Here is a 23181-nt window from a genome sequence, read left to right as displayed (position 1 = left end):
GCAAGCCTCGAGTTCAACGCCATGCATCCCTCGCTTCCCGACTCCGCTCCATCCGGCCTCGGCCGCCGCTCTGCCCTGCTCGGCACCTTCGGCCTCGTGGCATTGGCCTCGGCGCGCGCCGTTGCGGCGGCTCCCTCGGCCAAAAAGAAGCAGCCGGAGGTCTGGCCGCATGCATCCCAGGTGCCGGGCGGCGTGGGCCGCCTGTCGCTCGGTCCGGCGGCCAGGCGCCCGCAGGCCTTCTCGGGCGACCTGCCGCTGCTGGTGGTGGGCGACGCCATCGAGTGGACCGCGCTCGTGGGCATTCCGCTCGCAGCCGTGCCCGGCGAGGCGAGCATCGCCGTGCGCACCGAGGGCGGCAACGAAAAGCAGATCGCCTACACCGTGAGCCCCAAGCAATACCGCGAGCAGCGCCTCACGGTCCCGCCGCGCACCGTCGACCTGTCGCCGGAGGACGAAGCACGCTACGAGCGCGAGCGCGCGCACCTCGCCACCGTGATGGCCACCTTCACCGACTTGCGGCCCGACGCTGCGCTGCAGATGCGCGTGCCCGTGCCCGGCCGCCGCTCCAGCTCCTTCGGCCTGCGCCGCGTGTTCAACGGCCAGTCGCGCAATCCGCACAGCGGCATGGACATCGCGGCCGGCACCGGCACGCCCGTGCTGGCGCCGCTGCCGGGGCGCGTGATCGACACCGGCGACTACTTCTTCAACGGCGGCACGGTGTGGCTCGACCACGGCGGCGGCCTGCTCACGATGTATTGCCACCTGAGCCGCATCGATTCAAAAGTGGGCGACGTGCTGAAGACCGGCGAGCAGCTCGCCGCCGTGGGCGCCACCGGGCGCGTGACGGGACCGCATCTGCATTGGTCCGTGATGCTCAATCGGGCGATGGTGGATCCGGCGTTGTTCGTTGCGGCGTGAATTGAACCCGCAGCCGCACTACACTGCGCCCCATGCGTCCTTCTGAAGCTCTGTCACAGCACCGCGTCCGCATCCGCGAGATCGCACTGCGTCATCACGTCAGCAGCGTGAGAGTGTTCGGCTCGGCTTCGCGTGGAGAAGACGGACCCGACAGCGATCTCGATCTGCTGGTCGAACCTACGGAACAGACCACTCTCATGGACATCGGCGCCATCAGGCACGAGTTGAAGGCCCTTCTTGGCATGGAAGTCGACGTGCTCACGCCCAACGGCTTGCCGCCGAAGTTCCGCGATCAGGTGCTGCGCGAGGCGGTGCCGGTATGAGCCGAGGTGATCCGCAGCGTCTTGTGGATCTGCCATCACTTCGCGAACAGATTTCGAAATTGATGGAGCCTTGAGGGCTCCATCGCTGGCTCAGATCGGCTTCGTCAAATAAACCGCCTCGCGCCCCACGATCACCCGCTGCGCGGGCATGAAGATCGTGCACTCGTCGCAGGGCGCGCGGATCTCGTCCGGGCCGTTGGTGGCGATCAGCTCGCCCTTGTCAAAGGTCTCGAAGCCGATCAGCGGGCGCACGAACGCAAACTCTTCCGACTTGATGACGTGCGTCTGCAGCAGCTCGAAGCGGCGCTGCGGGCCGGGCGCCGGCGCGGCGGGGTCCTTGTCGATGAGGCCGAAGTGCGCCAAAAAGTCGAGCGAGATGGCGGTGGCCAGCTCGGAGGCCGAGCGCAGGAAGTGCTGGCCGCATTCGGCGACCAGTGCCACGCCCTTGCCATCGGGCAGGCCATGGCGGCCATGCTGGATCAGCGGCGTGCCGGAGCCCAGGCCGTCGGGCATCACCAGGTGCACCGACGGACGGCCGATGGCCAGCGCCGCCTCGGCGTTGCGCTCGAAGGCGGGATACACCCAGAACGGAATCACCGGCTGGCTGGTGGAGTGGATGTCCAGGATGTGGTCGGCCGCGCTCACCACCGGCCGCAGCGCGCGGGCGCGGCGCAGTTCGGGGCTGTCCTCGGTGCCGTCGAGCCATTCGGGCGACCAGATGCGGTTGAGGTTGTGCACCAGCTGGCGGCTGTCGAAGGGCAGCGCCTGGTCGAAGGACTCGTAGGCTTCCACATTGGCAAAGCTCACGGTGAGCGTGCCGATCTTCGGACGCACCTGGGTGTCGAGCAGGTGCGTGGCGGCGGTCATGCCGCAGATTTCATTGCCGTGCGTGAGCGCGTTGATCAGCACGTGGGGGCCCGGCTTGCCGGACTCGAAGCGGTGCACGTAGTCGATGCCGACGTTGCCCTTGCGGTAGGCGGAGAGATCGCGCGGGAGGACTTCGAGGGCGGGGGGAGCTTGGGTCATGTTGGCGTGGAGTGTGGAGCGGAGCGGTCGGGCGAGTTTGCTACAGCGCGCACATTCGTGCTGCTGGCGCGGCAACACCTGCCCGCGCCGTTCAAGCTTCAGCCGGCCGGCCGGCTGTCTATCGCACCTGCTGGTAATCCACTGGCACCCAGACGTAGCCCTTGCCTTCGGCCCGCACATGGCCCAGCCCCGGGAACGGCAGGTGCGCGCTGCCGACCAGGTAGCGCCCCTTGGCGGCATCGGCATAGGCCTTCTTGCGTTCCGCCGCCGCCGGCTTCGAATCGACGTCGAACGAGATGGTGATCTGCGGCTGCGCAAACTGCACGGCGGCCACGTGCATCAGGTCGCCCCACAGCACCAGCTTCTGGCCCTTGGACTCGACCAGGTAGATGTTGTGGCCCGGCGTATGGCCATGGGCGGGCACGGCCTTGATGCCGGGCACCAGGTCGGTGTTGCCCTTCATGCCCTTGAACTTGCCGGCCTCCACATACGGGTTCAGCGAGGCCATCGCACCCTGGAAGAAGCCCTTCATCTCGGCGGAAGCCTTCTCCAGGTTGGCCTTGTCGAGCCAGAAGTCGGCGTCTTCCTGCCCGGCGTGGATGGTGGCGTTGGGGAACACCAGCTTGCCGTCCTGCACGAGGCCGCCGACATGGTCGCCGTGCATATGGGTGATGAGCACGTCGTCGACTTGCTCGGGCTGGTAGCCCGCGGCCTTGAGATTGGCCTGCAGGCTGCCGAGCGTGGGGCCGAACAGGCCGCCGGCACCCGTGTCGACCAGCACCAGCTTGCTGCCGGTGTTGATGAGATAGGCGTTCACCGAGGTGGGCACGGTGTCCTTCTCGAAGCCGCGATCGAGCAGCTTGCCGACCTGTGCCTGCGTGGTGTTGGTGAGCAGCTTCTTGGGCTCGAGGTCGATGGTGCCGTCGAACAACGCCGTCACCTCGAAGTCGCCCAGCATCGTGCGGTAGAAGCCCGGCGCCTGGGTCTTGACCTGCGGAGCGCCGGCCTGCGCCGTGGAAGAAAACGAAAGCATCAGCAGGCTGCCGGCCAGTGCGGCGACGCCGCGGCGCAGCCAGCGAGCGGGTGTTGTTGTTGTCATGGGGTCTACTCCTCGGCGGTTGTAAGGGGCGCCGAGAATAGCCCAGGCAGGCCGGTCCTGCAGGAACCCGGCCTACCAGTTCACCTCACGCTCCGGCGTCGCCGAGATGTGGTGGATCGACAGGTCGGCGCCGTCGTATTCCTCTTCCTGCGTGAGCCGCAGCCCCATCGTCGCCTTGAGCGCGCCGTACACCGCCGCTCCGGCCAGCGCCGCCCACGCCACGCCCATCAAGGTGCCGATGAGCTGCGCCCAGACGCTCACGCCGCCGATGCCTCCGAGCGCCCGGGTGCCGAAGATGCCCGCCGCGATGCCGCCCCAGGTGCCGCACAGGCCGTGCAGCGGCCAGACGCCGAGCACGTCGTCGATCTTCCATTTGTTCTGCGTGAGCGTGAACATCACCACGAAGATGGCCCCGGCCACGCCGCCCACCACCAGTGCGCCCAGCGGATGCATCAGGTCGGAACCCGCGCACACGGCCACGAGGCCGGCGAGCGGGCCGTTGTAGACAAAGCCGGGGTCGTTCTTGCCCAGGGCCAGCGCCACCAGCGTGCCGCCGACCATCGCCATGAGCGAGTTGACGGCCACCAGGCCGGAGATCTTGTCGATGCTCTGCGCGCTCATCACGTTGAAGCCGAACCAGCCGACGCACAGCACCCAGGCACCCAGCGCCAGAAAAGGAATGTTCGACGGCGGATGCGCGCTCAGCGAGCCGTCGCCGCGGTAGCGGTTGCGGCGCGCGCCCAGCAGCAGCACGGCCGGCAGCGCGAGCCAGCCGCCCACCGCGTGCACCACCACCGAGCCGGCAAAGTCATGGAACTCGCTGCCCGTGGCCGAAGCGATCCAGGCCTGGATGCCGAAGGCCTTGTTCCAGGCAATGCCCTCGTACAGCGGATAGACGAAGCCGACGATGACCGCGGTAGCGATCAGTTGCGGCCAGAACTTGGCGCGTTCGGCAATCCCGCCCGAGATGATCGCCGGAATGGCCGCCGCGAAGGTGAGCAGGAAGAAGAACTTCACGAGTTCGTAGCCGCTTTTGGCTGCGAGCTCGGTGGCGCCCACGAAGAAGTGGGTGCCGTAGGCCACGCCATAGCCCACCAGAAAGTACACGATGGTCGAGACCGAGAAGTCGACCAGGATCTTGACCAGCGCATTGACCTGGTTCTTCTTGCGCACCGTGCCCAGTTCCAGAAAGGCGAAACCGGCATGCATGGCCAGCACCATGATCGCGCCGAGAAGAATGAACAGCGCGTCTGCGCCCTGTTTGAGTGCGTCCATTGGAGCTTCTTGCAGTTTTTGGTTTGAATTGGTGCATGCACCCGAATTGCTCGGGGCAGCGCCGCAAGAAAGCAAAAATGGTGCCTGAAGGCTCTCTAGTGGTGCGTCACGGAGGGAAATGAGCCTTCTCAGTGCAGAGCCGCACCGGAACAGGACGAATCGACGCACCGCCCCAGTCAGCTCGCCCCGGCGCGCAAGGCGTCGCGATAGCGCCGGCTGCAGGGCACCGTGCTGCCGTCGTGCATGTGCAGCCGGGCATCGCCGCCGTCGAGCGGCTCGATTTCCTTAATGCGGCCGAGGTTGACGGCGTGGCTTCGGTGCACGCGCACGAAATGGGCGGGGTCGAGCTGCGCCAGAAAATCGGTGAGCGTGGCGCGCAGCAGGTAGTCGTGGCCGTTGACGTGCAGGCCGACGTAGTTGCCTTCGGCCTGGAGCCAGTCGATGTCGCTCGCGGCAATGAGGAACTCGCGCCGCAGCTTGCGCACCAGGAAGCGCTCGGGGCGCGCGGGCGGCGCGGCTGCCCGATGGGCTTCGGCGGGCTCGGCCGGCGCTGCCGCCGCCGCCTCGGGCGGGTCGAGCACGCGCGCCTCGCCCTGCAGCCGCAGCATGAACACGCCGTACACCCAGATGCCGAACACCATCGACAGGTAGGCGCGCACGTCCTTCAGGTATTCGTAGCCCCAGCGCCCGGTCCAGCCCGCGAAGTCGTAGCGCTCGCCAACCGCCGCGTAGACCATCGCGCGCAGCGCGAACATCGCCGCCACGTGCACCACGCTGAAGACCACGCTGGCGGCCAGGTGCCAGCCCAGGTAGCGCAACAGGTGGGTGCGTGCGAGCGGCGACAGCCGGTGCTGGATGGCCACCACCGCCGGCACCAGCGCCAGCAGCACGAGGTGGCTCGACACCTCCCAGGTGACGATTTCCCAGGCGGCGCGCGGCACGGCGCGGTCGCGGGCGTCGACCAGCGCGACGGTGGTGTTGAACACCGCCTGCAGCGCCATGAAGACGATCCAGAAGCCCACTTCCACGCGGCGGCGGATGGGTTCGTAGCGCTCGTACAGGTTCTTCCGGGAATCTGCCATGCCCGGGATTCTCGCGATCCCCGCACCCGGCGGGCGAATTTCGTCCCTGCAGGGCACCGCTCGTCACAAAAGGCCCGCGATCCGTCCCGCGGGCAGGCCACGCGCGGCGGGTGGACGCAACCATCGGCCGATGAGCACAACCCCAGCCCCCCCGCCCGACCGGCGGCACGACATCGACGCGCTGCGCGCGCTGGCCTTCCTGCTGGTCATCCTGTACCACGTGGCGATGTACTACGTGGCCGACTGGCCCTGGCACCTCAAGAGCCCGCATGCGGCCGAATGGCTGCAGTGGCCGATGCGCGTGCTCAACCTCTGGCGCATGGACCTGGTGTTCCTGGTCTCGGGCGTGTCGCTGGGCTTCCTGAGCCGCAGCCAAGGCACCTGGAGCCTGCTGCGCAGCCGCGGCGTGCGGCTGATGCTGCCGCTGGCCTTCGGCATGGCGGTGGTCGTGCCCTACCAGGCCTATGCCCAGGGCGTGGCCAGCGGCCTGGTGGCGCCGGGCTTCGGTGCCTTCCTGCTGCGCTATCTTTCGATGGGCGATCCGTGGCCGAAGGCGGCCTTCGACGGCGCGGAGTTCGGCATCACCTGGAACCACCTCTGGTACCTGCCCTACCTGTTCAGCTACACGGCGCTCATCGCGCTGACGCTGCCGCTGTGGCGGTCACCCGCCGGCCAGTGGATGCGCCGCCGATTCAACGGGCTGCGCGGCTGGAAGCTGCTGCTCCTGCCGGCGCTTCCGCTGCTGGTCTGGACGATGCTGCTGGCGCGGCACTTTCCGCCCACGCACAACCTGGTCCGCGACTTTCACCTGCACAGCATCTACTTCACCGTGTTCCTCTACGGCTACTGGATGGGCGTGGACACGGGCGTGTGGCGCGAACTGGAACGCCTGCGGCGGGTGTCGCTGGCGCTGGCCGCGGCGGCGATCGCCACCTTCATCGTGCTGCGGCTCGGCGCCAAGGGCCCGCCCTCCGGCGTACCGATGGACGCCCTGCGCATGCTCTACCTGTGGCTGGCGGTCGCCACCATCCTGGGCCACGGCCACCGCCACCTGAACCGTCCGTGGCCCTGGCTGCGCTGGGCCAACGAGTCGGTGTACCCGTGGTACGTGCTGCACCAGACGCTGATCATCGCGGGCGTTGCGCTGCTGGCTCCGCTCGCGCTGGGGCCGGTGCTGGAGCCGGCCTTGCTGGTCGCGCTGACCATCGTGGGCTGCTGGCTGCTCAACGACGGGCTGATCCGCCGCTTCAACGGGCTGCGGCCGCTGTTCGGGCTCAAGCGCCGGCGCGCCAGCGCCAAGACCGCAGTCACTTTGCGGGCGGAGGCGCTTCCACCGGAACCAGGATGGCAGTCCCCGTCGCCACGAGCTTGAGGCTGTCGCCATCGCCCTGGCCATAGAGCTCGGCGGTGGTGAACACCTGCTTGCGCCCCGCCTTCACCACCTTGCCGCGTGCGATGAAGGCACGTCCCAGCGCGGGCGACAGGCAATTCACCGAGAAGTGCGAGGCGAGTACGCGGCCCGCCACCGTGGCGGCCGCGAAGCCGCAGGCGGTGTCGAGCATGGCGCCGATCAGCCCGGCATGCAGGAAGCCGGCGTACTGGCCCATGTCTTCCTCGCGCCATTGCATGCGCAATTCGGCTTCGCCGTCGGCGGCGCGCGTGACCTCGAAGCCGGCCCAGCGGTTGAAGGCAGCGGTCTTGTTGATGGCCTGGATGGTGTCGAGCATGGAAGGTCTCCTTGGAGCGGAAATGCACGGGCGATGCACACGAGCCACTCTACGAAGCGCAGCCGCCATGCCTCGTCGCGCGCGCGACCGGCCGCGGCGCCGCGGTTGCGTTGGCGACAGCAACGCCCGCCTCAAAAAACTTCGCGATGGCTTAACCCCGTTGGACGAGCCCGGCCGTATGAGTGGAGACAAGCCACCCATCCACTTCCGAAGGTTCTCCATGCAAGCACCCTCCTCCGCCTTCTTTCTTCTCCGTGCCACCTTCGCCGCCACTGCCTGGCTGGCGGCGAGCGCCGGCGCCCATGCGCAAGCCGCAGCCGACAACTCGCGCATCACCCAGGTCAAGGTCTATCCCGGCAGCGCCACGGTGGAGCGCGTCGCGCGGGTGGCGGCCGGCAGCCGGTCGGTCACCTTCGCCTGCCTGCCCGCGAGTCTCGACGTGCAGAGCCTCCAGGTGTCGGCCGGCGCATCGGTGCGCGTGGGCGAGACCTCGGTGCTCAGCGAGGCGCGCGAACTGTCGCCCCGCTGCGCCACCAGCGCGCTCGACGGCCGCATCCGCGAACTCGAAGACCAGAAGGCCGCCCTGCAGGCCGAGACCGATGCGCTCGGCATGGTGACGGGCTACCTCAAAGGCCTCTCGGGCGGCAGCGGCGAATCGGCCCAGGGCGCCCGCGCGCCGATGGATGCACGCAACCTCGCGGCCATGGCCGAGGCGATGCGCCGCACCGGGCAGGACTCATTGCTCAAGCAGCACCAGATCCAGCGCAGGCAGGCCGACATCGACCGGCAGCTCAATCCGCTGCTGGCCGAACGCAAGCGCTCGCAAGGCCACGGCGCGCAGGTGATGGCCGTGACCGTGACGCTGGCCGCCAGCGCCGATGCCGACGTGAAGTTGAGCTACCAGGTCGCCGGCCCCGGCTGGACGCCCAGCTACCGCGCGCTGCTCGACACCGCCACGAGCAAGGTGCGCATCGAGCGCCAGGCGCTGGTGGCGCAGGCCACGGGCGAAGACTGGCGCGGCGTGAAGCTGGTGCTCTCCACCGGCCAGCCGCGCCGCGAAACCGCGGGCCGCACGCCCACGGCGTGGCGCATCGGCATCGAGCCGCCGCCGCGTGTCCAGGGGGGCATGGCCGCGATGATGGCGCCGGCGCCCGCCGCGCCCGCCGCATCCGCCGACCGGCGCGCCATGGCCGAGGCCACGGAGCCCCTGTTCGACGTGAACGTGTTCGACAACAGCTTTGCCACCGAATTCGCGGTGCCGCAGAGCATCGACGTGCCCTCCAGCGGCCAGCGCGTGACACTGGCGCTGGGCCAGCACGAAGACACGGCCAAGCTCGCGGCCCGCACCAGCCCGCGCGTGGATGCCAGCGCGTTCCTGGTGGCCGAGCTCGCGCAGCCGGCCGGCGTATGGCCGGCCGGTGCGCTGCAGCTCTACCGCGACGGCAACTTCGTCGGCAGCGGCCGGTGGAGCGCGCCGAGCGACGCCAGGCTCACGCTCTCCTTCGGCCGCGACGAACTGGTGCGCGTGCAGGCCGAGCCCGAGAACGACAGCCAGGGCACCGGCGGCTTTGCCGGCTCGCGCGCCGAGCGCAAGGTGCAGCGCGCCTACGTGGTGGAGAACCGCCACCGCACGCCGATCGCGGTGCAGGTGCTCGAGGCGGCCCCCGTCTCGGTCGACGAGCAGGTGCGCGTGGCTGCGCAGTTCTCGCCGCAGCCCGGCGAGCTGGCCTGGAACAAGCAGCCCGGGCTTGCCATGTGGCGCTTCGACCTGGAGCCCGGAAAGACCGCGCGCGTCGCGGCCGACTACAGCATCAGCTACCCGAAGGACGCGCGCCTGCAGATGCGCTGACCTGCCTGCCGCCGGGCGTCAGTGGGCCTTGGGCGACCGCGCCTTGCGGGCGGCACCGGCGCAGGCCGCGCACACGCCATGCAGCGTCACTTCGTGGCTTTTCACCTGGAAGCCCTTGGGCACCAGGTCGGTCATGGGCCCGGGGCAGGCATGCAGCATGAAGACCTGCCCGCAGCTGCTGCAGTGGAAGTAGTGATGGTGGTGGTCGGTCTCTTGGCCGTGCTGGTGCGAATGGCGGTGCGCATCGGGCTTGCAGGCCACTTCGTAGCGCGCCGGCTCGCCGGGCAGCTCGACCTTGGCGATCTCGCCGTCGGCCAGCAGCATGGAGACCTGGCGGTACACGGTGGAGAGGCTGATCTCGGGCACGATGGCGCGGGCGCGCTCGAGGATTTCAGGTGCGGTCAGCACCAGGCCGGTGTCGCTGAAGGCCGAGAAGACCGCGTTGCGTTGGCGCGTGAGGCGTTGCATGGCTCGATGATAGTGGGCGGGTGGCCTCCAGCCGGTCAGTCCGGCCGTGGCCCTTCGCCCTCGGCCGATTCGGCAGCCGGCTTGCGCTTCTTGCCGCGCGCGGCCTTCTTGGCCGCACGCTCCGCATCGGCGCGCAGCCCCTCGGCGAGCCACTGCGCAAACTCCTCGGGCGTCTCGAGCGTGACGCGCCCGAGGTTGCCCGCGCGGAACTCGTGCATCACGATCTCGGCCGCCTTCTGCAGGTTGACGCGGCCCTTGCCCAGCAGCGCGCCGCGCTTGCGGCCGATGGCGTCGAGCACTTCCTCGTCCTTCATGGCGGCAATGGCCGCGGCATCGAGCTCGGCCAGCTTGAAGCGCTCGGTGATGCCTGCCGCGTAGTGCGTCTTCAGATAGTTGAGCAGCTCCAGCGCCACTTCTTCCTCGTCGAAGGCATTGCGCCCGACGGCGCCGCTGGCCGCCAGGTTGTAGCCGCTCTTGGGCACCACGATGCGCGGCCACAGCATGCCGGGCGTGTCCCACAGGTAGAAGTCGTCGGCCAGCGTGATGCGCTGCTCCAGCTTGGTGATGCCGGCCTCGTCGCCGGTCTTGGCCTTGCGGCTGCCGGTGAGCGTGTTGATGAGCGTCGACTTGCCGACGTTCGGAATGCCGCAGATCAGCACGCGCATCGGCTTGGCCATGCCGCCGCGGTTGGGCGAAAGCTCGCGGCAGGCGCGCACGATGGCCTGCGCGGGCGTGGTCAGGCTCGCGTCGAGCGCAATGGCGCGCGTGGCCGGCAGCGCGTTGTAGTGCGCAAGCCAGAGCGCCGTGCGCGCCGGGTCGGCCAGGTCCTGCTTGTTGAGCACCTTGAGCGTGGGCCGGCCGGAGGTGAGTTCGGCCAGCATCGGGTTGGCGCTGGAGCCGGGCAGGCGCGCGTCGAGCAGCTCGATGACCACGTCGATGTCCTTCACCCGCTCGGTGATGGCCTTCTGGGTCGTGTACATGTGCCCGGGGAACCACTGGATCGCCATCGATGGATGTTCTTTCTTTCGCTCTGTGGGGGAAGGTTGGCCCGAAGGCCGGTGCGCATTGTGGGCTTTGTGTAGCTGCGCAGGCCCATTTTGCCTGTGCCCGGGCGCACCGCGCCCTCTAGAATCCGCGCGCTGCATGCGCAGCCACTTTCAATAAATACGAGGGAAATCCATGTTCAAGCGCCTTGCCGCTGCCGCCCTGCTGGCAGCCACCGTCGTTCCCGCGACCGTCGTCCATGCCCAGCGTCCCTCGCCGCCGCCGGGCCCGCTGGTCAGCGGCTACCTGTGCTGCAACATGCGCACCTACGGCAACTCGATCAGCGACATCAACTACGACGAGCAGGGCACCAGCATCGTGGCCGTGGGCACGCCGGCGCGCATCACGGGCTACGACTTCCGCTGGTTCAACCTCGATCTCGCGGGCAAGCCCCAGCGCATCAAGAACGACTACAGCCGCAACATCACCTTGATCGACTTCGCGCAGCGCTACGTGGTGACCCAGGACCCGAAGCAGAAGATGGCGGCCTTCGCACCCGCCGTGCGCGACGCCATCATGGCCGGAAAGGTGGCGCCCGGCATGACGCGCGAACAGGTGCTGATGGCCATCGGCTACCCGGTGGCCAGCGAGAACCCCAGCCTCGATGCGCCCATCTGGCGCTACTGGCGCGACAGCTGGTCGGAGTACCAGGTGAGCTTCGACGACAAGGGCCTGGTCAAGGCCGTGGTGGGCGACCCGGTGGCGCTCAGCCGCGTGCTCGCAGCAACACCTTAGTTCGCTTCAGCGCGCGTCGCGGTGCGGCGCGCGCAATCCCCTAGAGGTTTTTGCATCGCGGGGGACGGTTCCGCCCCTATCATTTGACCGAGTGCGGCGCATGGACGCGCCGGCCCGAGCCAAACTTTTTGATGGAGCTACCGCGATGAAACCCGTCTCCGAACTGCTCAAGCGCCACGATTCCGCGGCCTGGCGCACCTCGCCCGACACCAGCGTGTTCGATGCGCTGGCCACCCTGGCGCGCTTCGAGGTCGGCGCGCTGATGGTGATGGACGGCGACCGGCTGGTGGGCTTCCTGTCCGAGCGCGACTACACCCGCAAGGTGGCGCTGCAGGGCAAGAACTCCAAGGAGATGAAGGTCTCCGAGATCATGACGCCCGACGTGATGACCGTGACCCCGCAGACCCGCACGCGCGCCTGCATGGCGCTGATGAGCCAGCGCAAGTTCCGCCACCTGCCGGTGGTCGACGGCGCCAAGGTGGTGGGCATGATCTCCATCCAGGACCTGATGGACGACATCATTGCCGACCACGAGGAAACCATCGCGCAGCTCACGACCTATATCCAGAGCTGAATCCCGCCTCGTCCCGGGGGTTGGGGAACACGCTACGCGTACCCGGGGCGTTCAGGGTGCACAGTAGGGCTTCGTTCATCCATCATCAGGGACAAGACAATGCAGATCCAGGTCAACACGAGCAACGGCGTCAACAACAAGGATGCGCTGGAGCGCTGGGCCGACGCGGAAATCAAGCAGCAGTTGGGCCGCTTCGTCGACGACGTCACCCGCGTCGAAGTGCACCTGAGCGACGAGAACCACGACAAGGCCGGCGGCGGAGACAAGTGCTGCGTGATGGAAGCACGCCTGGCCCACCACCAGCCGCTGGCCGTCACCCAGCACGCCACCACCCTGGACGAGGCCTTCCGCGGCGCGGCCGACAAGCTCAAGCGCCTGCTCGACAACACGCTGGGCCGCCTGAACAACCACCGCGACCGCGATTCGATCCGCAAGGACACGGGCTTCATCGCGGAGTAGGCGGCCGGCCGCCGCGCCTTTTCTGCCCGGGCGGCGGCGCGCGCGGCGCTTCGGCGGGCAGCAGCGGCGGCCTGTGGCCGCTCTGCATCCAGTCGTCGTAGAAATCGATCTTGCGCTCGACCAGCGACAGCGCCTGGTTCCAATCCGCGATGGTCTCGGCCACGCGCGCGCGGTGCGCGGCCAGCAGGTCGCGGCGCTGGCGCAGCGTGGCCTTGCCCTGAAGCGCGAGCGCGGTGTATTCGCGCATCTCGGCAATCGACATGCCGGTGCGGCGCAGCCGGTCCATCAGGTCGAGCCAGCCGACGTGCAGCTCGCCATACAGGCGCCGCCCGCCCTCGTCGCGCACCACGCCCGGCACCAGGCCCTGCGTTTCGTACCAGCGGATGGCATGCACGGTGCGGCCGGTGCGCTGGGCCAGCTCGCCGATGTGGAATGGGGTGCCGCCCTCAGCCGGCATGGGCAGGAACCGCAGCCGGCGGCGCCTCGAGCGCCCGCTCGACCAGCGCGGTGTCGAAGTACTCGGTCAGCTCTTTCACCTTGCCTCCTTCGATGCGATAGATGTAGCAGTAGCGGTTGTTGTAGCGCTTGCCGGCCCGGGTGGGCACGTCGCCGCTGAACAGCACCACCACCCGGTCGCCCTCGGCAATGATGCGCTCGGTCCTGCTCACATAGGGCCCCGCGAACTGCGCGAACAGCGGCTTGAGCAGCTCTTCGCGGATCGCGGCCTTGCCCGTGTAGGTGCGCGACCACGGCGTGCTGCCTTCGAGCGTCCAGCGGGCGTCGTCGGCCAGGCTGTCGATGAAGAACTGGCCGTTGCCCTGGTCCAGTTCGGAATGGATGCGCTGCACCAGCGCCCTGCTGTCGTCTGTCGTGTTCATGGCTGCTTTCCCCGGATGGATGAATGAACCGGAAGGCCCGGTGAATCCATTGGAAATGCTCGAGTGCACTCGAGGTCAAGCGGCCATGGACCGGATGGCGGATCAGCCCTTGCGGGCGTTCGCCATCGCCTTGCCGACCTCGTTGCTGCCCTGGGCCGAGCCGCTCTGCGGCACGATCTCGCCCTCGCGCGAAGTCACTTCGGCGAGCCGCGCAGCCAGCTGCTCGGGCGTGTCCGCGCCGATGCCGAGCCAGGCGCCCTGCGTCAGCGTGATGTGGGCGGCCTCGAAGGTGCCGGCGCCGGCGCAGAGAATGGTGCGGTTCGGCGCGTTCTCGGCCGCCAGCACCAGCATGGCGGGCACCACGGCCTCGGGCTTGAGCGCGTCCAGCACTTCCTGCGGCATCAGCCCCTCGGTCATGCGGGTGGCCGCGGTCGGCGCCAGGCAATTGACGCGGATGTCGTTCTTTGCGCCTTCGATGCTCAGCGTCTGCATGAGCCCCACCAGCGCAAGCTTGGCGGCGCCGTAGTTGCTCTGGCCGAAGTTGCCATAAAGGCCGGACGACGACGTGGTCATGACGATGCGGCCGTATTTCTGCTCGTTCATGAGCGCCCAGACGGCCTTGGTGCAGTTCACCGCGCCCATCAGGTGCACGTCGACCACCAGCTTGAAATCGGCGAGCTCCATCTTCGCAAAGCTCTTGTCGCGCAGGATGCCGGCGTTGTTGACCAGGATGTCGACCCGGCCCCAGGCGTCGACCGCCTGCTTCACCATGGCCTGCACCGCCTCGAAATCGGTGACGGAGGCGCCGTTGGCCATCGCCTCGCCGCCCGCGGCCTCGATTTCGTCCACCACGGCCTGTGCCGCGCTCACCGAGCCGCCGGAGCCGTCGCGGGCGCCGCCCAGGTCGTTGACCACCACCCTGGCGCCGCGCGCCGCCAGGGCCAGCGCATGCTGGCGGCCCAGGCCGCCGCCCGCTCCGGTCACGATGGCCACTCGGCCCTTGAAGTCGATGGTGCTGTTGCTCATCTCGCTGCTTTCTTTCCTTGGGAATGGGTGTGCCGAAGGCCGCCACGGCGGCCGCGTGGCGTTTTACCCCAGAAAGGCGTCCCGGCGGGACCACCCGGAAGCGGGCTCAGTCGCGCGCGTGACGCAGCGTTTCGCAGTAGGCCACCAGCTGGTCGAGCTCGGCGGACTTGTCGAAGAAGGCATCGGCGCCCAGCTGCGCGGAGCGCTGGCGCATCTCGGAGGTGGCGTAGTTGCTCAGCACCACGACCTTCTGCTTGGCCGCGCGGTGGCGGCAGGCCCGGACCACGCCCAGGCCGTTGCCGTGCTCCAGGAAAAGATCGACGATGGTCAGGTCCCAGTCGTCGCGGTGATGGTCGAGCCAGTGCACGGCTTCTTCCTCGCTGCTGGCGCAGGCCACCACGTCCGCGTCGGCCACGTCGTGCAGGAAGCCGACGAGGTTTTCGCGAATGAGCGGGCTGTCCTCGACAAGGTAGGCCTTGAAAGTCATGCCGCAATCTCCGGCCGAACCAGGGGCCGGAGTCGAAATCTGAAACTGGCGGGTTGCATGCCGCCCATGGTCGCCCCGGCAGCGGCGGCCACGGTGGGCGATGCCGGCCAATGCCTGTAGGCCATCGCGCTTCGCGCCTGTCGTCAGGCGGGCCGTGTGGCAGTGGGACGCGCCGGGCGCTCAGGCCGCGACGGCCACCCGCCCGCGCCCGATTCCCAGGCGCGCGGGGGACACGTACTGCTCCCGGTAGATCTCGAAAGGCATGGTGTCGGCGGCCTCGATGCGCTTTTGCTCCTGGATCGATTCCTCGGTCATGCGCTCGAATTCGGCCTGCTGCTCGGCCGAGAACGGCAGCGCCAGCAGCGTGGCGCGGGTCTGCTCCGCCTGGGCGCGCACGAAGCCGATGAAGGAATTGCCGTGCTGCTCCTCGACCGCCGCCAGCACCCGCGCCGAAGGCAGGCTGCCGGGGTCCTGCAGCGCGGCCAGTGCGGCGTGCACCGCATCGGCATGCTGCGTGCCGCCGCTCGCGGCGTCGAGCGCGGCGGCGATGGGCCGGCACTGCTCGACCAGCTCGATGCCCCAGTCGGCCAGGCCCACTTCGCGGCCGCCGCGCAAGAGCTGCAGGCCCGGCTCGCGTCCGCGCGCCGCCGTGAGGTGCTGGTTGTGGGCCAGTTCGGCGATTTCCTGGGGCGTGTCGGCCGGGCTGTCGCTCAGGAGGCACTGCAGCAGGAACACATCGAGAAAGCGCATGGTCTGGGCATTGATGCCCACGGGCTCGAAGGGGTCGAGGTCCATCAGCCGCACCTCGACGTATTCGACGCCGCGCTCGCGCAGCGCATGCAGCGGGCGCTCGCCGGAGTGGATCACGCGCTTGGGGCGGATGGTGCCGTAGAACTCGTTCTCGATCTGCAGCAGGCTGGTGGCCAGTTGGTTGTAGTCGCCTCCGAGGTTGCGGATGCCGATGGCCTCGTAGGCCGGCCAGGGCCGCGTGAGTGCGTCCTGCAGCGAGGCGCCGTAGCCCTCGAGGCTGTTGTAGCTCACGGCCAGCGAGGCCTGGGCGTCGCTCTGGTAGCCCAGGCGCCCCATGCGCAGCGAGGTGCCGTGCGGCATGAACATGCTGCCGTCGCCCAGCGGCTGCAGCTCGTGCGGGCGCCCCGCGACAAAGCTGGAGCACAGCGCGGGCGAAGCGCCGAACAGGTACAGCAGCAGGAAGGCATGGCGCCGGAAGTTGCGGATGAGCGCGAAATACTGTTCGCTCGACACGTCGGGCAGCGACCAGTTGTAGTGGATGCCCGAGATGGTCTGCATGCGCCGCCCGTAGCGGTGGCTCAGCCCCATGCGGTAGACGCTCTTGGCGCGCCCGACGTTCGAGGAGCCGTAGCGCCCGATGGGAATGGTCTCGTCGGTCGGCAGGCCGCAGGGCATGCTCGAGACCCAGAGGCGCTCGTCGCCGAGCGAGTCGAGCACGCGGTAGGTGAACTGGTGGACGCGCGTGAGCTCCTCCAGCGCCGACTCGGCGCTGGCATGCACGCCCGTGATGAGCTCGAGCTGCGATTCGCTGAAGTCGGTGGTGATGTGCGGATGGGTCAGCGCCGATCCCAGGGCCAGCGGGTGCGGCGTGAGCGCGAGCTTGCCGTCCGGCAGCGCGCGCAGGCTTTCCTTCTCGATGCCGCGCCGCATGCCCTTCAACCGCGCGGCTGAGAGCGCACCCAGCCTCTCCTGCAATCTGCTGCTCATATTGTTATGACCCGTCAATCTCTGAGGGGCTGGAAGGTAGCACGGCCGCGCGGGCGCTGCTCGTGCAGGGAATCCCGCCATCCGCTATGCTGCGCGCCGCTATTGTTTTGATAGCTTGACTCATGCGGGCTCGATTTCTTCCGACTGGTAGATGGAGATCTGCGGCGTGCCGTCGGCCATGGCGGCCAGCGCCTTGCCGAAGGCGCGCGACGCCTCGACGCGGAAATGCGCCTTCAGCGCCGCCATGTCGCTCCAGCGCTCGACGAAGCTCAGCCGCAGCGGCTGCTGCACGTCGGCGCTGACCTCGTGCGAGATGCAGCCGGGCTCGGTGCGCGAGCGCAGCACGTGCTCCACGCTGATGGCCAGCATCGCCTGCAGGGTTTCGGGTTTCGCCATGGCGTGTCCGATGACGAGGATCATTTTTTTGTCTCCAGTACATGCAGAAGAAAGCGGTTCAGGTCGGCGATCTCGTCCATGCAGACCGAGTGCGCCATCGTGTACTCATGCCACTCGACGGGATAGCCCAGCGCGGCGAGCGCGTCGCGCGACCGCAGCGCCGCTTCGAGCGGCACCACCGGGTCCTGCCGGCCATGGGCCAGGAAGACCGGCGTGTCGTGGTTGGCCGCATGCCGCTCGGCCGCGGTCGTGGCGGCAATCGGCAGGTAGCCCGAGAGGCCGACGATGCCGGCCAGCCGCTCGGTGTGGCGCAGGCCCGTCATCAGCGCCATGGCGCAGCCCTGCGAGAAACCCGCCACCACGATGCGGTTGGCCGCGATGCCGCGGGCCTTCTCGCTGGCGATCAGCGCCTCGATCGCGGCCTGCGAGCGGCGCAGGCCCGCCTCGTCCTCGCGCGCCACCAGGTCGGCCACGGCGATGTCGTACCAGGCCGGCATGCGGTAGCCGCCGTTGATGGTGACGGGGATCACCGGTGCATTGGGAAACACGAAGCGCACCGGGCCCACGCTCGAGAGGTCGAGCTCGTTGGCAATCGGCACGAAATCGTTCCCGTCGGCGCCCAGGCCGTGCATCACGATGACAGTGGCGGTGGGATTGGGAGCGGTCTCGATTTCGATCGGGGAGCTGGACATGGTCGGTAGAAGGTATTCAAAAAACGCGAAAAACCAGACCTTAGCGCATTCGGGCGGCCCAGGGCGCGGGCTCACGGAATGCAACACAATGCCGGTTCCACGGAAAACCCATGAGCCCGCATCCGAAGCCTCCCATCGCCGCCGCGGCGCCCGACAGCGAAACCCTGCTGCGCAGCAGCGGGCTGCGCGTGACGCGCGCCGCGCAAACCGTGCTCGAATTGCTGGAGCACGCCTCGCAGCCGCTCACGCACGACGACGTGGTGGCCGCCTACACCACGGCCACCGGAGAGGCGCCCGACCGCGTCACGGTGTACCGCGTGCTCGACCGCCTGGTCGACGCCGGCCTGTGCGACCGCCGCGTGGGTGCGGACCGCGTCAACCGCTTTTCGCGCCATGTGGAAGCCGCCTCGGGCAACACCTTCGAATGCGACCAGTGCCACAAGGTGCTCGCGCTCCCCTCCGATCCCGAGCTGCCCAAGGTGATGAGCCGGCTCGGCCGCGAGCTGCGCAAGCAGGGCATCGACACCCGCCACACCGCGCTCACGCTGCACGGCACCTGCGGGGAATGCAGGGGCTGAGGGAGCAGGCGCCAGGCACCCATGCGGCCAGGTTGCGCGCATAGACTCCTGCGCTCGATGCAAGACCCTCGCCTGCCCATCCTCTACAGCTTTCGCCGCTGCCCCTACGCGATGCGTGCCCGGCTCGCCCTGGCCGCCAGCGGTGAGCATTGCGAACTGCGCGAAGTGGTGCTGAAGAACAAGCCGCCCGACATGCTCGCCGCCTCGCCCAAGGGCACGGTGCCGGTGCTGGTGCTGCCCGATGCCGCCGTGCTGGAGCAAAGCCTGGACATCATGCTGTGGGCGCTGCGCCGCAACGATCCGCTGCGCTGGCTCGCACCCGAGGCAGGCGCGCTCGACGGCATGCTCGCGCTCGTGGCCGCGTGCGACAACCACTTCAAGCCGCAGCTCGACCGCTACAAGTACCCGGGCCGCTTCGCGGACGCGCCCGCCGGCACTGCGCGCGAACTGGGTGCGCAGTTCCTGCTGGAGCTGGAAGCCCGGCTCGCCAATGGCCCCGGGCCGCAGCTCTTCGGCGCGCGCGCGGCGCTGGCCGATGCCGCCGTCATGCCCTTCGTGCGGCAGTTCGCGATGGTCGAGCCCGCATGGTTCGAAAGCCAGCCCTGGCCACTGCTGCGCGCCTGGCTCGCGGGCTGGACGACCTCGCCGCTGTTCGAGCGCGCGATGCACAAGTACGCGCCCTGGGCCTCGGGCGAAGCAGGCGCCGCCTACCCGCCGGCCTGACAGCACTCCCCTACATCCACGCACAGGAGCCCCTCACCCATGCACACCCCCTCCACCGCCGCCACCCGCCATTTCTCGGGCACGTACGCCGAGGCGCGCGCCAAGTTCCTCGATGCCGCGGCAATGCGCGGCGCCGCGGTCGAATCCTTCGTGCTGCCGACGCACCGCGGCGCGCTCGGCGAGGAGCTGGCGACCGACGTGGCGCTGATCGGCGCCAGGGATGCGAAGAAGCTGCTGCTCGTCACCTCGGGCACGCACGGCCCCGAGGGCTTCTGCGGCTCGGGCGCGCAGCTTGCCACGCTGCACGACGCCGACCTGCTGGGGCGGCTCCACCAGGCGGGCGTGGCGCTGCTGCTGGTGCATGCGGTCAATCCGCACGGCTTCTCGCACCTGCACCGCACCAACGAGGACAACATCGACCTGAACCGCAACCACATCGACTTCGGCGCGCCGCTGCCGGTGAATGCGGAGTACGCCGAGGTCGAGCCGCTGGTGCTGCCCGCCAGCTGGCCGCCCACTGCCGCCGACGATGCCGCCATGGCGGCCTACATCGAAAAACACGGCATGCGCGCATTCCGCGCGGCCGTCACGCGGGGCCAGTACAGCTCGCCCGACGGCCTGTTCTACGGCGGCACGGCGCCCTCTTGGAGCAACCGCACGATGCGCGCCATCCTGCGCAGCTATGCCGCGTCGGCCACGCACATCGGCTGGATCGACATCCACACCGGCCTCGGCCCCTACGGCCATGGCGAGAAGATCTACCCGGGCCGCAATGCGCCGGCCGACCTTGCGCAGGCGCATGCCTGGTGGGGCGCCGACGTGTTCGCGCCCTTTGCCGGCGACTCGGCCTCGGCCGACGTGTCGGGGCCGGTGGTCTCCATTGCCTATGACGAGTGCCCCGATGCGAGCATCGCGCCCATGGGCCTGGAGTTCGGCACGCTGCCCGACAGCGAGGTGCTGACCCGCCTGCGCGCCGACACCTGGCTGCGGCGCCATCCCGAGGCGCCCGAAGCGCAGAGGCGCGAAATCCGCCAGCAACTGCGCGATGCCTTCTACTGCGACAACGACGAATGGAAGGGCATGGTGCTCGGCCAGACGCGCGTGGTGCTGCTGCAGACGCTGCAGGGCCTGAAGAAGGCCTGATTCGGCGAGTGGACTTCAGCCGAAGTTCGGCGCGCGCCGTTCGCGCAGCGAGGCCACGCCCTCGCGCACGTCGGCGCCCGCGAAGCCCATGAATTCGAGCGCCAGCGAGGCATCGAAGGCCGGGCCGGCCTGGCGCAGCCAGTTGTTGAGCGCGTACTTGGTCAGGCGGATCGCGCTCTGGCTGCCGACCGCGAGCCGGTCGGCCACCTCGTAGGCGCGCGGCAGCAGCTCGGCCTCGTCCACCGCGAGCGACACCAGGCCGATGCGCTCGGCCTCCGCGCCGCTCACCGGCTCGCACAGCAGCAGGTGGTACTTGGCCTTGGCCATGCCGCACAGCAGCGGCCAGACGATGGCCGCGTGGTCGCCCGCCGCCACGCCCAGGCGCGTGTGGCCGTCGACGATCTTCGCGTCCCTGGCGGCAATCGAAATGTCGGCCAAAAGCCCCGCCACCAGGCCCGCGCCCACGGCCGGGCCGTGCATGGCGCTCACGATGGGCTTGTCGCAGTTGATGATGTTGTAGACCAGGTCGCGCGCCTCTTTCCAGACGCGCTGGCGCACCGCGTCGTCGGTGGTCATGTCCTGCACCATGGCCAGGTCGCCGCCGCCCGAGAAGCCCAGCCCCTCGCCCCGCAGCACCGCGCAGCGCACCGTGTCGTCGGCCGCCACGTCGCGCCAGATCTCGGCCAGTTCGCGGTGGCCGTCGTGGCCGGCCGTGGGCAGCTTGCCGTTGGCCGCGCGCATCTGGATGTCGAGCACCGCGCCATGGGCGCCGCGGCGCGTGATGGCAAGGGTCTGGTAGCGTGTGTATTCCATGGCGTGTCTCCGCCCCGCATCGCATGCGGGGACTTGCTTTTGCGTCGAAGGACGGGACGCCTATTTTCGCGCCGCCACCTCGCGGCAGCGCTGCACATTGGCCTCGAAGCGCGGCGCCAGCCCGGGCTCGCATCCATCGCTCGCGGGATTGAGCCTGCACATGCCGACGACCACGTAGTCCATCACCGCCTCGGTGCACATCGGGTACTTGGCCAGGTCGGGATTGGCTTGCGCCTTGAAGCCCCAGCGCTCGGAGAACTCCACCGTGCGGGCCATCGCACCGTGGAAGAAGCTGCGGTCCCTGGCCGCGATGGCGGCCTCCATGCGCGGCAGCTCCTCGTTCAGGTAGCCGACCGAATCCAGCGGGAACGACGCCGGGTCCTGCTGGGCGGCCGCAAGGGAAGCGGCCAGGACGAGCGGCAAGGCGGCAAGGGTGCGCAGCAGCGAGGAAGGCGCAGAACGCGAAATGGGACGGTGTGGTTGCATGGCTTGGGATTTTGCAACGTTTGGAAGCATCTTTGAACGCCGGGCGATGCGTGCGCACGACGCCTGGCGCGGGCTACCGGCTCTTTTTCTGCCGATCGAACTTGCGCCAGTACTGGAACTCGTCCTCGTGCACTTCGAGGTCGACCTCCGAGATGCGCGACTGCAGCCGCTCCTGCACGTCGGCCACGGCCTTGTTGTAGACGATGGGGCCGACCTCTTCAAGAAAGAAGCCGAGCAGCGCGCCGGCCGCGATGTTGCCGATCTTCTCTTCCATGTTCTCGTTGAAGTAGCGCTCGATCGACGCGATGGCCTGCTGGCGGGCTTCCTTGGAGATTTCGATGGTCATGCGTGCGGCTCTCGCTGGTGGATCGATCGATTGTGCCGCTACCATGCGCTGCGGCCCCAGGGCCGGCACGACAACAACATACAACACGGAGACCGCCCCATGAAGTTTCGCCCCGCCGCACTGGCGACCCTTGCCCTGGCCGCACTCGCCGCGGTTTCGGGCTGCACCAATCTGACCCCCGCCACGGCGCAGCGCCAGCTGATGCTGGTCGCCAACGACGAGAAGCAGTCGTGGAGCGACGCCGGCGCCGTGATCCTCGCGCCGATGGGGCGCGACACGGTGCAGGTGCTGGACATCGGCACCGATCCGCTCGCGCCCAGGCTCGTCGGCAGCCTGCAGCTGGACAACACCATCGCCGGACCGCCCGTCAACCTCGCGATCACCCCCGGCGAAACGCTGGCGCTGGTGGCCAATTCGCTCAACGTGGTGGAAGAGAACGGCGTGCGCCGGCAGGTGCCCGACAACCGCCTGTTCGTGATCGACCTGAGCACCACGCCGCCCAGGCTGATCGACACGCTCACCGTGGGCAAGCAGCCCTCGGGCCTGTCGATCAACCGCGCCGGCAACCTCGCGCTGGTGGCCAACCGCGCCGACAACTCGGTCAGCGTGCTGCGCATCGCGGGCAAGCAGGTGACGCTGATCGACACCGTCGCCATGGGCGACTCGGTGGCGCACGTGCGCTTCACGCCCGATGGCAAGCGCGCGCTGGCGGCCAAGTTCACCAGCCACAAGATCGCGCTGCTGGAGGTGAACGGCGAGAAGGTCAGCTACAACAAGGTCGACCTCGCGGCGGGCCTGTGGCCCTACAACGTCGACGTGACGCCCGACGGCAAGCTCGCGCTCACGGCCGACAACGGCAACTCCGGCGCATCGGACGGACAGGTCGACACGGTGAGCGTGATCGACCTCGAGGCGGTGCCGCCGCGCGTGGTCGACAAGGTGGTGGTCGGCGACGGGCCCGAGGGCCTGGCCGTGAGCCCGACCGGCAAGCATGCGGTGGCCGTGATCCTGCGCGGCAGCAACTCGGCAAAGAACGCCTACTTCTACAACCGCAACGGGTCGGTGGTGCTGCTGAAGATCGACGGCAAGAAGGTCACGCGCGCCAACGAGGTGGTGGTGCGCGGCCTGCCCGAAGGCGCGGTGTGGAGCGCCGACGGCCAGTACCTCTACGTGGGCAACTTCATCGACCAGGACATCACGATCCTGCGCGTGGATGGCGACACGCTGGTGCCCACGGGCAAGTCGTTTGCGCTGCAGGGCCATCCGGCCGCAATGCGCGGGACAATGTCGCACTGAC

28 protein-coding genes are annotated in these 23181 nt (G+C 68.8%); 11 read left to right on the top strand and 17 right to left on the bottom strand.

Annotated elements, in window-relative coordinates:
- Nucleotides 1-21: 21 nt before the first annotated feature.
- Both VPA02S_RS25160 and VPA02S_RS25155 read left to right on the top strand, forming a co-directional pair.
- The gene (locus VPA02S_RS25160) at nt 22-918 is read left to right on the top strand and encodes a M23 family metallopeptidase (protein ID WP_062366421.1); all 897 of its coding nucleotides are present in this window, start codon (nt 22-24) and stop codon (nt 916-918) included.
- A 32-nt stretch (nt 919-950) separates the two neighbouring features.
- Nucleotides 951-1241, top strand: a complete 291-nt coding sequence (locus tag VPA02S_RS25155) for a nucleotidyltransferase family protein (protein WP_012748713.1) — start codon at nt 951-953, stop codon at nt 1239-1241.
- Nucleotides 1242-1331: 90 nt separating this feature from the next.
- On the opposite strand, the gene VPA02S_RS25150 is transcribed toward VPA02S_RS25155, so the two are convergent.
- From VPA02S_RS25150 to VPA02S_RS25135, 4 genes are all read right to left on the bottom strand, one after another.
- A complete protein-coding gene (locus tag VPA02S_RS25150) occupies nt 1332-2267 on the bottom strand; it encodes a M14 family metallopeptidase (protein ID WP_062366285.1) in 936 nt (311 codons plus the stop codon).
- 118 nt (nt 2268-2385) lie between these two features.
- Entirely contained in the window at nt 2386-3366 is a 981-nt protein-coding gene (locus tag VPA02S_RS25145) for an MBL fold metallo-hydrolase (protein WP_062366283.1), read from the bottom strand.
- 72 nt (nt 3367-3438) lie between these two features.
- Entirely contained in the window at nt 3439-4641 is a 1203-nt protein-coding gene (locus VPA02S_RS25140) for an ammonium transporter (protein ID WP_062366281.1), read from the bottom strand.
- Nucleotides 4642-4817: 176 nt separating this feature from the next.
- Complete coding sequence (locus tag VPA02S_RS25135) at nt 4818-5723, bottom strand: LytTR family DNA-binding domain-containing protein (RefSeq protein ID WP_062366279.1); 906 nt, start codon at nt 5721-5723, stop codon at nt 4818-4820.
- 130 nt (nt 5724-5853) lie between these two features.
- Between VPA02S_RS25135 and VPA02S_RS25130 the strand changes: the two genes are divergently transcribed.
- Entirely contained in the window at nt 5854-7095 is a 1242-nt protein-coding gene (locus VPA02S_RS25130) for an acyltransferase family protein (protein ID WP_062366277.1), read from the top strand.
- Here the strand turns inward: VPA02S_RS25130 and VPA02S_RS25125 are convergent.
- Entirely contained in the window at nt 7031-7450 is a 420-nt protein-coding gene (locus tag VPA02S_RS25125; protein ID WP_015866403.1) for a PaaI family thioesterase, read from the bottom strand. The genes VPA02S_RS25130 and VPA02S_RS25125 overlap by 65 nt on opposite strands.
- Before the next feature lie 220 nt (nt 7451-7670).
- Here VPA02S_RS25125 and VPA02S_RS25120 point away from each other — a divergent pair, with 220 nt between their 5' ends.
- On the top strand, nt 7671-9299 hold the full coding sequence (locus VPA02S_RS25120; RefSeq protein ID WP_062366275.1) for a DUF4139 domain-containing protein: 1629 nt from the start codon (nt 7671-7673) through the stop codon (nt 9297-9299).
- Nucleotides 9300-9317: 18 nt separating this feature from the next.
- On the opposite strand, the gene VPA02S_RS25115 is transcribed toward VPA02S_RS25120, so the two are convergent.
- A complete protein-coding gene (locus VPA02S_RS25115) occupies nt 9318-9767 on the bottom strand; it encodes a Fur family transcriptional regulator (protein ID WP_018906281.1) in 450 nt (149 codons plus the stop codon).
- Nucleotides 9768-9802: 35 nt separating this feature from the next.
- Nucleotides 9803-10774, bottom strand: a complete 972-nt coding sequence (ylqF, locus tag VPA02S_RS25110; RefSeq protein WP_062366273.1) for a ribosome biogenesis GTPase YlqF — start codon at nt 10772-10774, stop codon at nt 9803-9805.
- Between the two features lie 172 nt (nt 10775-10946).
- Here ylqF and bamE point away from each other — a divergent pair, with 172 nt between their 5' ends.
- The 3 genes from bamE to VPA02S_RS25095 all read left to right on the top strand — a co-directional run bounded on the left by bamE (nt 10947) and on the right by VPA02S_RS25095 (nt 12579).
- The gene (bamE, locus tag VPA02S_RS25105) at nt 10947-11546 is read left to right on the top strand and encodes an outer membrane protein assembly factor BamE domain-containing protein (protein WP_062366271.1); all 600 of its coding nucleotides are present in this window, start codon (nt 10947-10949) and stop codon (nt 11544-11546) included.
- Between the two features lie 145 nt (nt 11547-11691).
- A complete protein-coding gene (locus VPA02S_RS25100; protein ID WP_015866410.1) occupies nt 11692-12120 on the top strand; it encodes a CBS domain-containing protein in 429 nt (142 codons plus the stop codon).
- A gap of 99 nt (nt 12121-12219) precedes the next feature.
- Nucleotides 12220-12579, top strand: coding sequence for an HPF/RaiA family ribosome-associated protein (locus tag VPA02S_RS25095; RefSeq protein ID WP_018906278.1), 360 nt, complete (start codon nt 12220-12222; stop codon nt 12577-12579).
- On the opposite strand, the gene VPA02S_RS25090 is transcribed toward VPA02S_RS25095, so the two are convergent.
- The 7 genes from VPA02S_RS25090 to VPA02S_RS25060 all read right to left on the bottom strand — a co-directional run bounded on the left by VPA02S_RS25090 (nt 12566) and on the right by VPA02S_RS25060 (nt 17795).
- Nucleotides 12566-13036, bottom strand: coding sequence for a MerR family transcriptional regulator (locus VPA02S_RS25090; protein ID WP_015866412.1), 471 nt, complete (start codon nt 13034-13036; stop codon nt 12566-12568). The genes VPA02S_RS25095 and VPA02S_RS25090 overlap by 14 nt on opposite strands.
- A complete protein-coding gene (locus VPA02S_RS25085; protein WP_062366269.1) occupies nt 13026-13457 on the bottom strand; it encodes a nuclear transport factor 2 family protein in 432 nt (143 codons plus the stop codon). The genes VPA02S_RS25090 and VPA02S_RS25085 overlap by 11 nt, the downstream gene beginning before the upstream one ends.
- 102 nt (nt 13458-13559) lie before the next feature.
- A complete protein-coding gene (locus VPA02S_RS25080; protein ID WP_015866414.1) occupies nt 13560-14483 on the bottom strand; it encodes an SDR family NAD(P)-dependent oxidoreductase in 924 nt (307 codons plus the stop codon).
- 106 nt (nt 14484-14589) lie between these two features.
- Nucleotides 14590-14970 carry a response regulator transcription factor gene (locus VPA02S_RS25075; protein WP_018906274.1) on the bottom strand — a complete coding sequence of 127 codons (381 nt, stop codon included), beginning with the start codon at nt 14968-14970 and terminating at the stop codon, nt 14590-14592.
- A 180-nt stretch (nt 14971-15150) separates the two neighbouring features.
- Complete coding sequence (gshA, locus tag VPA02S_RS25070; RefSeq protein ID WP_015866416.1) at nt 15151-16707, bottom strand: glutamate--cysteine ligase; 1557 nt, start codon at nt 16705-16707, stop codon at nt 15151-15153.
- Nucleotides 16708-16827: 120 nt separating this feature from the next.
- Nucleotides 16828-17127, bottom strand: a complete 300-nt coding sequence (locus tag VPA02S_RS25065; protein WP_015866417.1) for a putative quinol monooxygenase — start codon at nt 17125-17127, stop codon at nt 16828-16830.
- Nucleotides 17124-17795 carry an alpha/beta hydrolase gene (locus tag VPA02S_RS25060; RefSeq protein WP_062366266.1) on the bottom strand — a complete coding sequence of 224 codons (672 nt, stop codon included), beginning with the start codon at nt 17793-17795 and terminating at the stop codon, nt 17124-17126. Before VPA02S_RS25060 ends, VPA02S_RS25065 begins: the two co-directional genes overlap by 4 nt.
- Before the next feature lie 110 nt (nt 17796-17905).
- On the opposite strand from VPA02S_RS25060, the gene VPA02S_RS25055 reads away from it, so the two are divergent.
- Genes VPA02S_RS25055 through VPA02S_RS25045 form a run of 3 tightly spaced genes read left to right on the top strand, consistent with a single transcriptional unit; the run spans nt 17906 to nt 20239 of the window.
- On the top strand, nt 17906-18373 hold the full coding sequence (locus VPA02S_RS25055) for a Fur family transcriptional regulator (protein ID WP_062366265.1): 468 nt from the start codon (nt 17906-17908) through the stop codon (nt 18371-18373).
- 57 nt (nt 18374-18430) lie between these two features.
- The gene (locus tag VPA02S_RS25050; protein ID WP_062366264.1) at nt 18431-19096 is read left to right on the top strand and encodes a glutathione S-transferase; all 666 of its coding nucleotides are present in this window, start codon (nt 18431-18433) and stop codon (nt 19094-19096) included.
- A 39-nt stretch (nt 19097-19135) separates the two neighbouring features.
- On the top strand, nt 19136-20239 hold the full coding sequence (locus VPA02S_RS25045; protein WP_062366263.1) for a M14 family metallopeptidase: 1104 nt from the start codon (nt 19136-19138) through the stop codon (nt 20237-20239).
- Nucleotides 20240-20254: 15 nt separating this feature from the next.
- Here VPA02S_RS25045 and VPA02S_RS25040 read toward each other — a convergent pair whose 3' ends face one another.
- The 3 genes from VPA02S_RS25040 to VPA02S_RS25030 all read right to left on the bottom strand — a co-directional run bounded on the left by VPA02S_RS25040 (nt 20255) and on the right by VPA02S_RS25030 (nt 21884).
- Nucleotides 20255-21052, bottom strand: a complete 798-nt coding sequence (locus VPA02S_RS25040; protein ID WP_028256213.1) for an enoyl-CoA hydratase/isomerase family protein — start codon at nt 21050-21052, stop codon at nt 20255-20257.
- A 60-nt stretch (nt 21053-21112) separates the two neighbouring features.
- On the bottom strand, nt 21113-21538 hold the full coding sequence (locus VPA02S_RS25035; RefSeq protein WP_062366262.1) for a hypothetical protein: 426 nt from the start codon (nt 21536-21538) through the stop codon (nt 21113-21115).
- A gap of 73 nt (nt 21539-21611) precedes the next feature.
- A complete protein-coding gene (locus VPA02S_RS25030; protein WP_015866424.1) occupies nt 21612-21884 on the bottom strand; it encodes a DUF2164 domain-containing protein in 273 nt (90 codons plus the stop codon).
- A gap of 99 nt (nt 21885-21983) precedes the next feature.
- Here VPA02S_RS25030 and VPA02S_RS25025 point away from each other — a divergent pair, with 99 nt between their 5' ends.
- Complete coding sequence (locus tag VPA02S_RS25025; protein ID WP_062366261.1) at nt 21984-23180, top strand: YncE family protein; 1197 nt, start codon at nt 21984-21986, stop codon at nt 23178-23180.
- Nucleotide 23181 lies beyond the last annotated feature (1 nt).

The sequence above is a fragment of the Variovorax paradoxus NBRC 15149 genome, assembly GCF_001591365.1.
Classification (GTDB): Bacteria; Pseudomonadota; Gammaproteobacteria; order Burkholderiales; family Burkholderiaceae_C; genus Variovorax; species Variovorax paradoxus.
This window is presented reverse-complemented; position numbering and strand designations above follow the sequence as displayed.

Coding starts and splice junctions, on each gene's coding strand:
- VPA02S_RS25140 (WP_062366281.1), bottom strand. CDS start 4,641: ATGGACGCACTCAAACAGGGCGCAGACGCGCTGTTCATTCTTCTCGGC.
- VPA02S_RS25145 (WP_062366283.1), bottom strand. CDS start 3,366: ATGACAACAACAACACCCGCTCGCTGGCTGCGCCGCGGCGTCGCCGCA.
- VPA02S_RS25125 (WP_015866403.1), bottom strand. CDS start 7,450: ATGCTCGACACCATCCAGGCCATCAACAAGACCGCTGCCTTCAACCGC.
- VPA02S_RS25150 (WP_062366285.1), bottom strand. CDS start 2,267: ATGACCCAAGCTCCCCCCGCCCTCGAAGTCCTCCCGCGCGATCTCTCC.
- VPA02S_RS25085 (WP_062366269.1), bottom strand. CDS start 13,457: ATGAACACGACAGACGACAGCAGGGCGCTGGTGCAGCGCATCCATTCC.
- VPA02S_RS25090 (WP_015866412.1), bottom strand. CDS start 13,036: ATGCCGGCTGAGGGCGGCACCCCATTCCACATCGGCGAGCTGGCCCAG.
- VPA02S_RS25075 (WP_018906274.1), bottom strand. CDS start 14,970: ATGACTTTCAAGGCCTACCTTGTCGAGGACAGCCCGCTCATTCGCGAA.
- VPA02S_RS25025 (WP_062366261.1), top strand. CDS start 21,984: ATGAAGTTTCGCCCCGCCGCACTGGCGACCCTTGCCCTGGCCGCACTC.
- VPA02S_RS25065 (WP_015866417.1), bottom strand. CDS start 17,127: ATGATCCTCGTCATCGGACACGCCATGGCGAAACCCGAAACCCTGCAG.
- VPA02S_RS25130 (WP_062366277.1), top strand. CDS start 5,854: ATGAGCACAACCCCAGCCCCCCCGCCCGACCGGCGGCACGACATCGAC.
- gshA (WP_015866416.1), bottom strand. CDS start 16,707: ATGAGCAGCAGATTGCAGGAGAGGCTGGGTGCGCTCTCAGCCGCGCGG.
- bamE (WP_062366271.1), top strand. CDS start 10,947: ATGTTCAAGCGCCTTGCCGCTGCCGCCCTGCTGGCAGCCACCGTCGTT.
- VPA02S_RS25080 (WP_015866414.1), bottom strand. CDS start 14,483: ATGAGCAACAGCACCATCGACTTCAAGGGCCGAGTGGCCATCGTGACC.
- VPA02S_RS25045 (WP_062366263.1), top strand. CDS start 19,136: ATGCACACCCCCTCCACCGCCGCCACCCGCCATTTCTCGGGCACGTAC.
- VPA02S_RS25055 (WP_062366265.1), top strand. CDS start 17,906: ATGAGCCCGCATCCGAAGCCTCCCATCGCCGCCGCGGCGCCCGACAGC.
- VPA02S_RS25160 (WP_062366421.1), top strand. CDS start 22: ATGCATCCCTCGCTTCCCGACTCCGCTCCATCCGGCCTCGGCCGCCGC.
- VPA02S_RS25100 (WP_015866410.1), top strand. CDS start 11,692: ATGAAACCCGTCTCCGAACTGCTCAAGCGCCACGATTCCGCGGCCTGG.
- ylqF (WP_062366273.1), bottom strand. CDS start 10,774: ATGGCGATCCAGTGGTTCCCCGGGCACATGTACACGACCCAGAAGGCC.
- VPA02S_RS25095 (WP_018906278.1), top strand. CDS start 12,220: ATGCAGATCCAGGTCAACACGAGCAACGGCGTCAACAACAAGGATGCG.
- VPA02S_RS25035 (WP_062366262.1), bottom strand. CDS start 21,538: ATGCAACCACACCGTCCCATTTCGCGTTCTGCGCCTTCCTCGCTGCTG.
- VPA02S_RS25115 (WP_018906281.1), bottom strand. CDS start 9,767: ATGCAACGCCTCACGCGCCAACGCAACGCGGTCTTCTCGGCCTTCAGC.
- VPA02S_RS25050 (WP_062366264.1), top strand. CDS start 18,431: ATGCAAGACCCTCGCCTGCCCATCCTCTACAGCTTTCGCCGCTGCCCC.
- VPA02S_RS25135 (WP_062366279.1), bottom strand. CDS start 5,723: ATGGCAGATTCCCGGAAGAACCTGTACGAGCGCTACGAACCCATCCGC.
- VPA02S_RS25120 (WP_062366275.1), top strand. CDS start 7,671: ATGCAAGCACCCTCCTCCGCCTTCTTTCTTCTCCGTGCCACCTTCGCC.
- VPA02S_RS25060 (WP_062366266.1), bottom strand. CDS start 17,795: ATGTCCAGCTCCCCGATCGAAATCGAGACCGCTCCCAATCCCACCGCC.
- VPA02S_RS25040 (WP_028256213.1), bottom strand. CDS start 21,052: ATGGAATACACACGCTACCAGACCCTTGCCATCACGCGCCGCGGCGCC.
- VPA02S_RS25155 (WP_012748713.1), top strand. CDS start 951: ATGCGTCCTTCTGAAGCTCTGTCACAGCACCGCGTCCGCATCCGCGAG.
- VPA02S_RS25030 (WP_015866424.1), bottom strand. CDS start 21,884: ATGACCATCGAAATCTCCAAGGAAGCCCGCCAGCAGGCCATCGCGTCG.